A 13,168-nucleotide genomic window follows, 5' to 3' on the forward strand; every position below is an offset into this window, starting at 1 on the left:
ATAGTTTCGTGGCCACCCCCTTTTAAGGAGCCACCCTGATGGATTGGGCACAGTTTATCAGCTTCACACTTGTCACTGCCCTTCTGGTGATGTCGCCGGGCCCCAATGGCGTCCTGATTGCCAAAACCGTTCCGACATCCGGCCTCGCGGCAGGCTTTGCCAATGTTGCCGGTTTCGTGACTGCCTTTTACCTGCATGGCACATTGTCGATTTTGGGGATCTCGGTGATCCTTGTGCAGTCGGCGCAACTGTTCATGATGGTTAAGATTGCCGGTGCGGCATATCTTTGCTGGGTCGGGTTCAAGGCGCTGCGCGAGGCATGGCGCGGGGTTAAAACCGTTGCAGAAGTCGCGCCGGCCAAACGCCGCAGGACGCTTCTGGTGGCGTATGGCGAAGGGTTCCTGACCAATGCGCTTAATCCCAAGGTATCGATTTTCTACCTTGCGGCATTTCCGCAATTCATTCCGGTCGGCGAGGGCGCGATTACATCGGCCTTCATGCTGGTTTGTGTGCATGCCAGCATCAATATCATCTGGTTTTCGACCATGATCATTCTGTTGTCGCGCCTGACCGGGATGGCACGCAATGGATCGTTCCAGCGCGCGTTAAAGGCCGTGACCGGCAGCGTGTTTATTGCGTTTGGCATCAAGCTTGCGATGTTCCGGCCTTAACGGCGTTTCATACGCTGAAATCGGACCTGGTTGCCGTGTCGGGTTGTCTTGCTGGGCAAACCGGCAGGGGCTGCTTGTGTTGACAGTGTAAAACGATCGTTTTACGCTGTGCCCATGGATATCAAGACAAACCTTATTGCAACGGCCGAGCGGCTTTTTGATCGTAATGGCTTTAGCGCAACCGGCATGGATCGGCTGACGCAGGAAGCGGGTCTTTCCAGTCGCACACTTTACAAACATGTCGGCAGCAAGACAGCGCTTATGGCGCTGGTGCTTGGCGCGCGCGAACGGCGTTTCATGGAACGCCTTGATGTGCAGACCGTTGATGAAATCTTTGACGTGCTGGCGCAGTGGACGCGTGATGAAGGCGGGCGTGGATGCCTGTTTTTGCGAAGTTACGGTGAAACCGGGGGTGACATCCCGGAAATTGCCAATGTTGTCCTGACACACAAAGAGGCAACCAGAGCCAAAATTGCCGAAATCGTCCAGCGCGATCTGGGGGCCGGGGATCATGGGGAACTGACAGAACAGATTTTGGTTTTGTTTGAAGGAGCCGTGGCCGCCGCAGTTTATCGCGGGATGGATGCCATAAGTGCCGCACGCAAGGCGGCGGCCATTCTTGTTGCACAGGCGCGTTTATGAAGCCCGATTTCAAACCTGCCGTCAGCCCGGCGGTTCAGATTGGTCTTGTCGGCTTTGCGCTGATTGCCATTTGTTATGGTTTTGCCCGATTTGCCTTTGGGCTTCTGTTACCGCAAATCGATGCGGAATTGTCACTTGGCCCGACGGTTTCCGGGGTGATTTCCGGCGGGTCATTTTTGGGCTATTGCCTGTTCATTATTATTTCTGCGATTGCGACCGAACGCCTTGGCCCCCGTGTGGTTGCGACGGCGGCGGCATGTGTTGCCGCGGTCGGCATGGCCGGGATTGCCGTCGCGCCGGATGCGGTCTGGCTGGCGGTGGCTGTTATGATTGCCGGGGCCAGCACCGGTCTGGCATCGCCGCCGATGGCCGCGGCTGTTGCGGTGGCAGTGCGACGTGACCGGCAGGATATGACCAATACCGTGATCAATGCCGGGACCAGTATTGGCGTGATGTTATCGTGGCCGATTGCGTTGATGATTGGTGGCCAATGGCGGCTTGTCTTTGCGGTATTTGCCGGTGCCGCCATTATCCTGACGATTGCCCTTATACGGACAATTCCGCGCGGGACAAAGGCCGCGGCCAAGCAGGCCAAAGGTGGAATGCCGTCCCTGAAAGGGGATGTCGCCAGACTGATTTGCGCGGCCTTTCTGATGGGGGCGGCAAGCACGGCAATCTGGTCATTTGGCGGGCAGCTTGCACGGATGCAGCTTGATCTGGGGGAAAGCGGCAGCGGTGCATTGTGGGTTGCCATCGGGATCGGTGGCATTGCCGGTGCATGGGCAGGGGCATTTGTGGCCCGGTTCGGGATCAACCGGGTGCACTGGGCTTTTCTGGCACTGATGGCGACCGGTATTCTTGCCGCGGGAACAGGCACGTTTATGGCCGTAACGTTCTTGGGCGGGGTTTTGTTTGGCGGTGCCTATGTCACGTTAACGGGGGTGTATCTGGTGTGGGGGGTACAGGCACTTCGGGATCGGCCCGCCACCGGGTTGATGATCGGTTTTTTGACCATTGCCATCGGTCAGACGGCTGGTGCACCGGTTTTCGGGTTCCTGCTGGACCGCATGGGGCCAGATAGTGCCGTGGTTATTTTTGCCTGTCTTGGCCTTCTGGCCGGGACAATGAGAACACGCAAAAAACGGGTTGCCGTCGATCCTGAAATCCGGCGGGCAACTCCCACCGGCTAGCAGCTATTTCTTGATGACGATCAGGGCCATGATGGCCGCAAACAGGCCAAACAGAATGCCGCCCACCGGTATGCCAGACAGGATGCCAGCAAGGGCGGAATCTTCGTTGATCAGGGCTTCGAACGCGACCAGCGGCAGGATCAGGGACGCCAGAAACAGAAAGACCGGGTTGAACAGTTTGTTTTTCATGGTCTTATCCCCCGATCATCGCAATCAGCAACAGGCCCAGTGCCATGAAGCCGCAAAGGGCGGTCAGAAGCACACCGGTTTTCAGCACGACCGATAATACCGGTCCTTCCTTGCCCGAAAGCCCGACCGTCGAACAGCCGACCAGGATTTTTGACGGGGCCAGCATGCTGCCAAGCGATGCGCCGGTTGCCTGTGCGGCCAGAACAAGGGCGGTGGAAATGCCCGAAAGTTCGGCGGTGTGGCGCTGGAACATGCCAAAGACCACGTTGGAATTATTCGTGCTGCCGGTCATGAAGGCCCCCAGGGCGCCGATGGCTGGTGCCACCACCGGATAGGCGATGGCGAAGGAGCCGGAAAACAGCGCAGCACCGCCTTCGGCCAGGGCATAGGTCATGCCCGCGTGATCCATGATAATCGCAAGGCCGATGACCGGCACCATGCCGATGCTGGTCGGAAGGCCGCTTTTGACCGTGCGTTGCCAGATGCGTCTGGCGATGCCGTTATCATAGCGCCCGCGGATTTTGAAAAAGGCAAAGCTGATGGCGGCGGTATAAAGCAGCAACGCGCCGGGATGGCCGAAAATGGCAATCGGCTTGGCGCTTTCGGCGTCGATATTCCAGCCAAGATCGGTTGAAACCGCCGGGAAATCGAAGGTCAGGCGAAGGCCGGACAGAAAATCCTCGACCGGGGGGATGAAGGTTGCGATACCGACAATCACCATGAAGACCAGGTAAGGGGTCAATGCCTCGATCAAAGGCATGTGGTGATGGTCGTCTTCGGTGGTTTCGGCAACGTCATCGGGATGGGGTTTCCAGAACCGGGTGACGATGATCGAGGTGACAAGCCCGGCAATCCCGGCAGTCAGCCCGCCCAGCGTCCAGACGCCGTAATTCGCCATCAGATATTGAACAACACCCATGACACCGGCAATCAGTACCAGCGGCACGATCCGGCGACGCACGGTGCGAAAACCGCCATCCAGCCACAGAACCGCCGCCCCGCAGGTAAAGCCCGACAGGCCAAGCAGAATGGCGGAATAATGTGTGAGCTCGGTCCCGGGAATGCCGGTAACGCCGATCAGGGCCTCGAACGAGGTTGCCATATTGCCAAACAGCACCGACCAGCTATGGCCGATCATCGGGGCGGCAACCGCGATGACGGGCGAGAACCCCATGCCGAGCAAAAGCGGTGCGATCACCGCAATTGGCACCCCGAACCCGGCAACGCCCTGCAGGAAGGTGGCAAACACATAACCAAGGATCAGCAATTGCAGCGGGCGATCATCGGTTAGCTGGCGGATGGCGCGCCCGATGGTTTTGATGGCCCCGGCTTCTTCGGCCGCGAAATAAAGGATCAGGGCGGCCCAGACGATATAAAGGATATAAAGCGCCAGCATCACGCCCTTGGCCTGGGCGATGATCAGCATATCGGTTGGGGCACCAAACGCGATCATGGCGATGGCAACGGTGACGAACCATGCGGCCGCACCGGCGCGTGCCGCGCCCCAGTTTGCCTTGATCATCAGAAAAAGAATGGTGGCGATTGGCAGGGCAGCCAGAAGGAAGTCTGTCATGGGGGCGAGCCAAAACCTTTTGGAACAATGTGTTGCGGTTGATTTCCCAACCGGGCCGACATCTTGTCCCAGTGCTTCTGCAAGCGCAAGAAAACAGTTGGGGTCAGTGCGGATGCATTTCATATGATGAAATACAAGAACGGGCCCGATCAGCATGGATCGGGCCCGATAATTACCTGATGAATTGTTTCAGGCGCAGTTTCATGCGATTTTTTCGGCCTGTTCGGCGTCAAGTTCATCACGCAGTTCGGCGGCAATCGAGAATGATTTCAGCCGTGCCGCGTGATCAAAGATATTGGCGGTGACCATGATTTCATCGGCCTTGGTCATATAGATGAAATCGCGCAGTTTCTTGCGTGCGGTATCGCGCGAGCCGATTGCGGCACAGCGCATGGCATGATCAACCCCGGCCTTTTCGACCCGGTTCCAGATGTCATCCATCGATTTGACCGGTTTGGGTAATTGGCCAGGCGAACCGCGCCGCAAATTCAGGAATTGCTGCTGCATGGAGGTGGCAATAAATTCGCCTTCCTCGTCGGTATCGGCGGCGAAGAAGCCCATTGCAGCAATCGCATAGGGTTTATCAAGCTGTTTGCTGGGTTCGAACCGGTGACGATACAGCGACAGCGCATCCATCAGCATATCGGGCGCAAAGTGTGACGCAAAGGCAAAGGGCAGGCCAAGACGTGCCGCCAGATCAGCCGAAAACAGGCTGCTGCCCAGAAGCCACATCGGAACTTCGGAGCCATAACCCGGGACGGCGCGGATTGGCGGGTTGCCTTCAAGCGGGGCAAGAAATTGCTGAACCTGAAGCACGTCCTGGATAAAGCGTTCCTCGGTCCCGTGCATGTCGCGGCGAAGGGCGGCGGCGGTGCGTTGGTCGGTTCCCGGTGCGCGCCCGATGCCAAGATCGATACGGCCGGGATACAGCGCATCAAGGGTGCCGAACTGTTCGGCAATCACCAATGGCGCATGGTTGGGCAGCATCACACCGCCCGAACCAACCCGGATGGTTTTGGTGCCCGCCGCGACATGCGATATGACAACCGAGGTTGCGGCACTGGCGATGCCGGGCATGTTGTGATGTTCGGCCAGCCAGTAACGATGAAAGCCGAGCTTTTCGGCATGCTGGGCCAGTTCAAGCGTATTGCGCAAGGCATCGCGCGGATGTTCGCCCTCGTTAACGGGGCAAAGATCAAGAACGGAAAAACGGGGCATAGGCATAATCCCAATTGGGCGCAGGCCGAAAACGGCGCGCCGGATTTCAGTGTTGGGGTTAATCTAGCCCAAAATCAGATGCTTGCCAGTGCGGGAGTGTCGGTTTTAGGGTCAGGGCCGGAGAAAGGATAGAATATGCTGATCATTTTTGGCGGTTTGCCTGGTGTTGGCAAGACATCCATTGCGCGTGCGCTGGCGCAAAAAACCGGTGCGGTGCATCTTCGGATCGACACGATAGAGCAGGCGATCCTTGATGCCGGGGTACCGCCCGATGATGATATCGGCCCGGTCGGCTATATGGTTGCCAACCGGCAGGCGACCGATAACCTTAAGCTTGGCCTGACGGTGATCGGCGATGCGGTCAATTCGGTTGAAGAAACCCGAAGCGAATGGCGACTGGCAGCAAGGCGCGCCGGGAAACCCTATGTGCAGATTGAACTAATCTGTTCCGATCCGGCGGAGCATCGCCACCGTGTCGAAACCCGGCCCTGCGATATTGAAAACCTGCATCAGCCCGACTGGGACAAGGTCCTTGGCCGTCATTACGAACCGTGGCACGGGGTTGATCTGATTATCGATACGGCAAAGATGACGGTCGATCAGGCTGTTGATGCGATCTGTGAGGTCATCAATAAAAACAAATAATATTCAATCATTTGTATCATTTTTCTGATCTTCTGCGCGATGCGCATTCAGCGTGCGGCCAACGAAGTTGCGCAGCACGGTCGAGATATCGTTACTGCGGTAGGCCAGTGCCAGATGTGCCATCGGGACATCCCCCGCGACCTTGCGATAGACGACCCCATTGACCTGCAATTGTGCCATGGCGGCGGGGACCAGCGAGAAGCCAAGTTCGGCAGCGACAAAGTTGATCACCGATCCCAATTGCGGTGCGCTTTGCCCCATGACCGGTTCAAACCCGGCGGCACGGCAGGCGGCGACGACGATATCGAAATGGGTCGGCCCGACCTGTCGCGGGGTCAGGATCAGGGCATCATCACGCAGGGTTTCAAGCGCCACCGTTTCATGCCGGGCCGCAGGATGACCGGCCGGAAGGACGATCAGCATCGGTTCGGATGTCAGGCGATGCAGTTTTATGGCATCGCTGTTGGTGGCACCCTGGCGCAGAAAGACGGCATCAAGCTGTTCATCCATAAGCGCATTCAAAAGGCGGGCGGAATTGTTTTCTTCCAGCGTCATTTCAACACCCGGATAGGATCGGCGGAAATCACGGAAAACGCGTGGGACACTGGGGCTAAAGGCGGCGGATGCGGTAAAGCCCACCCGGATCGAGCCGATTTCACCGCGACCGGCGCGCTGTGCGGCGCGGATGGCGCGTTCGGCCAGTTCGGGGAAATGCTGCACGATATCGCGAAAGGCAATTCCGGCCTCGGTCAATTCCGCGCCATGCGGGACGCGGTGAAATAGCTGGGTGCCGATTTCGGTTTCAAGATCGCGGATCTGCTGGCTTAGCGGCGGCTGACCGATGCCGATGCGGGTTGCGGCACGGGTAAAGTTCCCCTCGCGGGCGACTTCAAGAAAATATCGAATATGGCGCAGTTCCATCCGGTATCTCCAAAACATATCGAAATTGACTGTGACATATATTGGACGGATATCGGGAAAGCTGCAATCCTTTCGGTCAGATCAGAATTCTTCAAAACGAGGCCGGAATATGAGTGCCCACCGGGCGAAAAGCCCCGCAGCGCAGGCTGCCAATGATGATATCAAGCCAGCGACCGCCGGGGCCGAGCCGGTTTATACCGAGCCGGGATCGCCGGAATTCCGCCGGATCAGTCTGGCGCTGTTTCTGGCGGGGTATGCGACCTTTTCGCTGATTTACTGCGTGCAGCCGCTATTGCCGGAACTGGCGCGCGACTTTGCCGTCAGCCCGGCATCCAGTTCGCTTGCGCTGTCGCTGACGACCGGGTTTCTTGCCTTTGCCATCCTGCTTGCCGGGGCGGTATCCGAGGCATTCGGGCGCAAGCAGTTGATGTTTGCATCCATGTGCGGCGCGTCGCTTTTGAACCTGATTGCGCCGTTGCTTTCCGACTGGCATGCGTTCTTGGTGGTGCGTGCGCTTGAAGGCCTGATTTTGGGCGGGGTTCCCGCGGTTGCGATGGCGTATCTGGCCGAGGAAATGCATCCGCGCGGCCTTGGCACCACGATGGGCATTTACATCAGCGGGACCGCCCTTGGCGGTATGAGCGGGCGCGTGGTGATCGGCATTCTGACCGATATGCTTGGCTGGCATCTCGCGCTTGGTGCGATGGGCGCACTTGGGTTGCTGGCGGCCCTTGGATTTGTCATCCTGTTGCCGGCATCGCGCAATTTCGTGCGCCGCCCCGGCTTTCAATTGTCCTATCATGTCCGGGCGTGGGAGGGGCATCTGCGCCATCCCGGTCTGCCATTCGTGTTCCTGATCGGGGCATTTGCGATGGGCTGTTTTGTGACGGTCTATAATTATGCCGGGTTCCGTTTATCCGCTGCCCCCTATGACCTGAGCCAAGGGCAGATCAGTCTGATTTTTGTGGTTTATCTTTGCGGGATGGTGACGTCTTCCATTGCCGGTGCCATGTCCGACCGGATCGGCCGGGGCCCGGTTTTGCTGGCGGGGATCCTGATTACAGGTGCTGGGGTTGCCCTGACACTACTTTCCAGTCTTTGGGGCATGATCGGCGGCATCATGGTATTGACCAGCGGCTTTTTCGTGGCTCATTCGGTGGCAAGTGGCTGGGTCGGGCGAATGGCGAAACAGTCCAAGGGACATGCGTCGTCGCTTTATCTGCTGGCCTATTATCTGGGGTCTAGCATCATGGGATCGGTTGGCGGCTGGTTCTGGTCACATGGTGGTTGGGACGCGGTGGCGGCGTTTGCTGGCGCACTTTTGATTGGTGCGGCGATTTGCGGGACTTACCTTTGGCAGGCCGCAAGACGGGCCGAGGCCGTTGCCTGACACACAAAAAGAAACCCCCGCCAGAAGGCGGGGGTTTTTGTTTGATGGCCGGTAACAGGCGGGCTTAGAGCCAGTCCGGGCTCGGCAAACCTTTTTCCCTGAGGAAGGTCGGGTTCCACAGCTTGCTTTGATAGCGGGTGCCAAGGTCACACAGGATGGTGACGATGGTTTTGCCCGGGCCGAGTTCACGGGCTAGACGTACCGCACCGGCGATGTTGATCCCGGTCGAACCGCCCATGCATAGCCCTTCCTCCTTGAGCAGGTCAAAGACGATCGGCAGCATTTCATCATCTGAAATCTGGAACGGGTGGTCGATATCAATGCCTTCGAGGTTGGCGGTAATCCGTCCCTGACCGATCCCTTCGGAGATCGAGCTTCCTTCGGATTTCAGTTCGCCAAATTTGTAGTGGCTGTAAAGGGCAGCCCCCATCGGATCGGCAAGGCCGATCTGAATGTCCTTGTTGCGATCCTTAAGCGCCATCGACACACCGGCAAGCGTCCCGCCGGTACCGACCGCACAGATAAAGCCATCAATCTTGCCATCGGTCTGTTCCCAGATTTCGGGGCCGGTGGTATCGATATGGCCCTGACGGTTGGCGACGTTATCGAACTGGTTGGCCCAGATGGCGCCGTTCGGTTCGGTCTTTGCCAGTTCTTCGGCCAGACGGCGCGAAACGTGAACATAGTTGTTCTGATCGCGATAGGGGACGGCGGGGACTTCGCGAAGGTCGGCACCCAGCAAACGCAACAGGTCTTTCTTTTCCTGGCTTTGCGTTTCGGGGATGACGATCACGGTGCGATAGCCAAGTGCGTTGCCGACCACGGCAAGACCGATGCCGGTATTGCCCGCAGTGCCTTCGACAATCACGCCGCCCGGCTTCAGAAGGCCGCGTTTTTCCGCGTCACGAATGATGGCAAGGGCAGCGCGGTCCTTGACCGATCCGCCCGGATTGGCATATTCCGCCTTGCCCAGAATGGTGCAGCCCGTAAGCTCGGAAACCTTTTTAAGTTTCACAAGCGGGGTGCGGCCAATGGCTTCAATGGTGCCATTGCGAATGTCCATGACAAACTCCAAGCGTGGTTAGAATGTGTTTTGTTACCTGTTGATTGGGTCTTTTATACACAAAAGTCAAGATTGATTAAAAGTTACCACTAAATTTGTGTGTTAATTAACTTGCATCCGGCAAACACGTTCACACGCCCGAAACCCCGGCTTCCCTGCGAATACGGTCGCGATTGAGCATCAGCCACTGAACGGCAATCGTCGCCGTTGCATTACAGAGTTGTCCGTCACGCAACATGGCAAAGCATTCCTCGGACGATACCGTATAGACGCGGATGTCTTCGCCTTCTTCAGCGAGGCCATGCAGGCCACCGGCTTTGGACGCATCAACCCGACCATAATACATGGTGACTGTTTCGCTTGAACAGCCGGGGGTGACATAATAGCGCGAAATCAGTTCAAGGTCGCCGATGACCGAACAACCGGATTCTTCCATGGTTTCGCGGTGCGCGACATCCTGCATTTCCTCGCCGTCCTCGACGATGCCAGCGACAATTTCCGTCAGCCAAAGCGGCATTTCAGGGAAACGCTGATGGACCGAAATGGCACCGGGGCGGAATTGTTCGATCAAAACAACTTCATCACGTACCGGGTCATAGGGCAGGACCGCGACGGCATGCCCGCGTTCAAGGACTTCGCGCTGCAGAACCGCACTTTGACCACCGTCAAACAACTGATGGCGGAGCTTATAGACATCAAGCTTGAAATGCCCGTCCCAGCCGCGTTTGCGTTCAAGGATTTCAACATCGTTTGCATTCATGTTCGGTCCCTTTTTCCGGATTGGTCCTGTTTTCAGACAGAATTCGTGATCAGATGATTGATACAGACACTAGTGTGCCAGCCGGTATCTGAAAACCGGTTTTCGACGATGTTGTTTTTGTTCGGTAAGGTTGCATTGTTTTTGAGAAAAGATCTTTTAGGTTTAATCCAGATCAAAGATTTTTCTGCGAAAAAGAAGTGTACTTCGCCGGTTCAGTAATCCTTAGTTGGAGGATCTGGTTATGACCGAGAACAAGCAAGCTGTATCCGAAAAATCACCGGAAACCGTAGGAAAGCCGGAAGTCTGGCATCCATTTAACAGTCTGCGCCGTCAGGTGGATCAACTGTTTGACGAGTTTTCCCCAGCGGCCTGGCATTTCCCTTTCAGGCTCTCTGCTGCGACACCTGTTGATAAATGGTGGGCTACGGTTAGCCCTGAAACAGCAATGTCTCCGGTGGATATTACCGAAGATGACGCTGCTTACAAATTAAGTATCGAGCTGCCGGGCCTTGAGGAGAAGGACGTTCAGATCAGCGTCTCGAACGGTTATCTCGTCGTAAGTGGCGAGAAAAAGGAAGAGAAGGAAGAAAAGGAAAAAGGACGTTATTTGTCCGAACGGCGTTATGGCCGTTTCCAGCGTTCCTTTGCCGTTCCTGATCATGTTGATGTCGCCAAGGTAGATGCCGTGATGAAAAACGGCGTGCTTTCGCTGGTTCTTCCGAAAACGGCCGAAAGCAAAAAGGACGAGGTTAAAATTCCCGTCCGAAAAGGATGAGAAGCAATCCCGATTGAGGGATTGTCATCTGTAGGAACCCGTCCTGTTTCAGGGCGGGTTCTTTCGTTATATCAACCCGGTAAATGCTGACACCAGTTTAATCCCGATTGATCGGGCCTTGTGGACGAAACGGGCGTCTTGTTCTGTTGTTCCCAACGACGGTGTCATGATTATTTTTATATTTCACGCATTCTATCTGGTTATGGTTCTGGAATTATCATTCTGGAGACAACATATATCCCATGGTTTCACAACAGCTTTGCGAAGAGAGGGGATGAGCGGAAATTCGCAATTGGCGAAAGAAATTATGGCATCGCACGCAGAAGGACCCCTTAATATTGCAATGCAACTATTCGCAAGGGTGAAAGCGACCGTGCCGTATTTTAATTATTGTTAATATAGTATAGCATTTGATCAATTAGCGCGCGGAATAAACGCCACCAAACAGGATAGATGGCGCGTTAGATCGCATTGGCGGGGATGATGGGGCTTTGATGCGATTCGAACCGACAGAAATCGCGCGTCTTTACGGGCGGTCGCGGGTGGGAGTTGTCGTGCACAGGGATTTGACCGCTGTGTATGTCAATGATGCCTACGCGAAAATGCTTGGTCGCAAGGATGTGAAGGATTTCATGTCGGAGCCTGACCTTCGGCAATATATCCCGCCAAGTTTCCATTACGAAGCGGCCAAGCTGGTGGCGGAATTCCAAAAAGCCACCGGGTTCCATGGCTGGAAAAAGGTTTATAACCTTCGTACCGATGGCACGCCGGTCTGGATGGAGATCAGCGACGAAACCGTTGAATGGGCCGATGAAAACGCTGTGCTGACAACAGCGCAGCTGATTGATAACGGCACGACCGCGATGCAGGTCGATCATATGCTGGGCCGGTCCTTTATCGGTGTGATGGTCCATCGCGACATGACAGCGCTTTATGTCAATGATGCCTTTGCGCGCCTGATGGGGGCGGAAAATGCCAGTGCATTCATGGAAAAGCCCAACATATTGCGATTTATTCCCGAAGCGGATCGCGAACGCGCCTTAAAGCATGTTGCCGATATTCTGCATGGCGAACGCGAAGGTGAACGCCATCGTGTGCGCGACGTTCTCGATAATGGCAATATCGTCTGGCGGGATCTGACCGATGAACGCATCCTGTGGCATGATGGTCGCCCGGCTATTTTGACGACCGCACATGATGTGCGCGAAGAAGTCGAAATGAACGAAGCCCTGATGCGCACCAAGGCCGGTCTTGAAGAAGCCGTGACCGAAGTCATCCGCATGGTGCCGTCAGCCGTTGCAATGCTTGATATCCGTCAGAATGTTGTGAATTACAACCGCGAATTTGCCCGTCTGTTCGGTACAGAACAGGGTAACAGCGATGATGCGCCCGTCTTTGATATCACGATCCTGCGCGAGATGTATGACGCCATGATCAAAAGCGGCCACGGGCACGCCAATAATGAAAGTGTCAAAACACCATCTGGTTGCCATGCCGATATCCGCATGAACCTGATGGAAGATGGCGGCGTGATGGTGTCCGCACTGGATATTTCCAGCCATAAACGCAAGGAACAGCATCTTGATGCGCTGGCGTCGACCGATCCGCTGACCGGGGCATTGAACCGGCGCGGATTTGAATCAGCAGTCAGCCGACTGCGCGAAATCCGGCAATTGAAGGGCAAGGTCTGGCAGTTCGGATTGGTGGTTCTGGATGTCGATTATTTCAAATATGTCAATGATACCTATGGACATTCGGTCGGTGACCGGGTTCTTGAGAAAATCGCAGTAACCCTGCGCCAGGCGCTTCGCGATGATGATCTTGTCGTGCGTCTGGGAGGCGAGGAATTTGCCGTTCTGTTGCCGTCGGCAACAGCAGCAGTGACCAAACGGATCGCCGAACGGCTGGCAACAATGATCCGTGCAATCGAAATACCGGTTGGTAATAGCGGTGATGAGAACGTCACCATCACGGCAAGTTTTGGTGTCACCGTTGGCGGGGAATTGCGTGGGCAGTTTGTCGAGCTGGAGCAGGCGATGCTGACGGCAGACCGGGCGATGTATGCGGCCAAGGAAGCCGGTCGTGACTGCATCAAATTCCTGACCTTTGATGACGATATCGACAGTTGATC

13 protein-coding genes are annotated in these 13,168 nt (G+C 56.1%); 7 read left to right on the plus strand and 6 right to left on the minus strand.

All coding sequences use genetic code 11. From position 1 onward, the window contains the following. Positions 1 to 38: 38 nt before the first annotated feature. The 3 genes from R1T41_RS16855 (at position 39) to R1T41_RS16865 (ending at position 2,503) form a co-directional block, all read left to right on the plus strand. Positions 39 to 671 carry a LysE family translocator gene (locus R1T41_RS16855; protein WP_317338023.1) on the plus strand — a complete coding sequence of 211 codons (633 nt, stop codon included), beginning with the start codon at positions 39 to 41 and terminating at the stop codon, positions 669 to 671. A gap of 114 nt (positions 672 to 785) precedes the next feature. Further along, the gene (locus R1T41_RS16860) at positions 786 to 1,313 is read left to right on the plus strand and encodes a helix-turn-helix domain-containing protein (protein ID WP_317338025.1); all 528 of its coding nucleotides are present in this window, start codon (positions 786 to 788) and stop codon (positions 1,311 to 1,313) included. Then, the gene (locus R1T41_RS16865) at positions 1,310 to 2,503 is read left to right on the plus strand and encodes an MFS transporter (protein ID WP_317338027.1); all 1,194 of its coding nucleotides are present in this window, start codon (positions 1,310 to 1,312) and stop codon (positions 2,501 to 2,503) included. Before R1T41_RS16860 ends, R1T41_RS16865 begins: the two co-directional genes overlap by 4 nt. Positions 2,504 to 2,506: 3 nt before the next feature. On the opposite strand, the gene R1T41_RS16870 is transcribed toward R1T41_RS16865, so the two are convergent. The 3 genes from R1T41_RS16870 to R1T41_RS16880 all read right to left on the minus strand — a co-directional run bounded on the left by R1T41_RS16870 (position 2,507) and on the right by R1T41_RS16880 (position 5,483). Continuing rightward, positions 2,507 to 2,692 carry a hypothetical protein gene (locus R1T41_RS16870; protein ID WP_317338029.1) on the minus strand — a complete coding sequence of 62 codons (186 nt, stop codon included), beginning with the start codon at positions 2,690 to 2,692 and terminating at the stop codon, positions 2,507 to 2,509. Positions 2,693 to 2,696: 4 nt separating this feature from the next. Beyond that, a complete protein-coding gene (locus R1T41_RS16875) occupies positions 2,697 to 4,265 on the minus strand; it encodes an L-lactate permease (protein ID WP_247793476.1) in 1,569 nt (522 codons plus the stop codon). A 201-nt stretch (positions 4,266 to 4,466) separates the two neighbouring features. Continuing rightward, positions 4,467 to 5,483 carry an LLM class flavin-dependent oxidoreductase gene (locus R1T41_RS16880; RefSeq protein ID WP_317338032.1) on the minus strand — a complete coding sequence of 339 codons (1,017 nt, stop codon included), beginning with the start codon at positions 5,481 to 5,483 and terminating at the stop codon, positions 4,467 to 4,469. 135 nt (positions 5,484 to 5,618) lie between these two features. On the opposite strand from R1T41_RS16880, the gene R1T41_RS16885 reads away from it, so the two are divergent. Beyond that, complete coding sequence (locus R1T41_RS16885; RefSeq protein ID WP_317338033.1) at positions 5,619 to 6,128, plus strand: ATP-binding protein; 510 nt, start codon at positions 5,619 to 5,621, stop codon at positions 6,126 to 6,128. Positions 6,129 to 6,131: 3 nt separating this feature from the next. Here the strand turns inward: R1T41_RS16885 and R1T41_RS16890 are convergent, their stop codons facing one another. Then, positions 6,132 to 7,049: a LysR family transcriptional regulator gene (locus tag R1T41_RS16890; RefSeq protein WP_317338034.1), complete on the minus strand. Its 918-nt coding sequence runs from the start codon at positions 7,047 to 7,049 to the stop codon at positions 6,132 to 6,134. Between the two features lie 109 nt (positions 7,050 to 7,158). Here R1T41_RS16890 and R1T41_RS16895 point away from each other — a divergent pair, with 109 nt between their 5' ends. After that, the gene (locus tag R1T41_RS16895) at positions 7,159 to 8,439 is read left to right on the plus strand and encodes an MFS transporter (RefSeq protein WP_317338035.1); all 1,281 of its coding nucleotides are present in this window, start codon (positions 7,159 to 7,161) and stop codon (positions 8,437 to 8,439) included. Between the two features lie 64 nt (positions 8,440 to 8,503). On the opposite strand, the gene R1T41_RS16900 is transcribed toward R1T41_RS16895, so the two are convergent. Together R1T41_RS16900 and R1T41_RS16905 are read right to left on the minus strand one after the other, a co-directional pair. Further along, the gene (locus tag R1T41_RS16900; RefSeq protein WP_317338037.1) at positions 8,504 to 9,502 is read right to left on the minus strand and encodes a cysteine synthase A; all 999 of its coding nucleotides are present in this window, start codon (positions 9,500 to 9,502) and stop codon (positions 8,504 to 8,506) included. Between the two features lie 130 nt (positions 9,503 to 9,632). Then, on the minus strand, positions 9,633 to 10,262 hold the full coding sequence (locus R1T41_RS16905; protein ID WP_317338038.1) for an NUDIX domain-containing protein: 630 nt from the start codon (positions 10,260 to 10,262) through the stop codon (positions 9,633 to 9,635). Between the two features lie 241 nt (positions 10,263 to 10,503). Between R1T41_RS16905 and R1T41_RS16910 the strand changes: the two genes are divergently transcribed. Beyond that, positions 10,504 to 11,037 carry an Hsp20/alpha crystallin family protein gene (locus R1T41_RS16910; RefSeq protein WP_317338040.1) on the plus strand — a complete coding sequence of 178 codons (534 nt, stop codon included), beginning with the start codon at positions 10,504 to 10,506 and terminating at the stop codon, positions 11,035 to 11,037. A 494-nt stretch (positions 11,038 to 11,531) separates the two neighbouring features. Continuing rightward, the gene (locus tag R1T41_RS16915; protein ID WP_062949313.1) at positions 11,532 to 13,166 is read left to right on the plus strand and encodes a diguanylate cyclase; all 1,635 of its coding nucleotides are present in this window, start codon (positions 11,532 to 11,534) and stop codon (positions 13,164 to 13,166) included. The last annotated feature ends 2 nt before the right edge of the window (positions 13,167 to 13,168 follow it).

Source organism: Thalassospira lucentensis (assembly GCF_032921865.1).
Classification (GTDB): Bacteria; Pseudomonadota; Alphaproteobacteria; order Rhodospirillales; family Thalassospiraceae; genus Thalassospira; species Thalassospira lucentensis_A.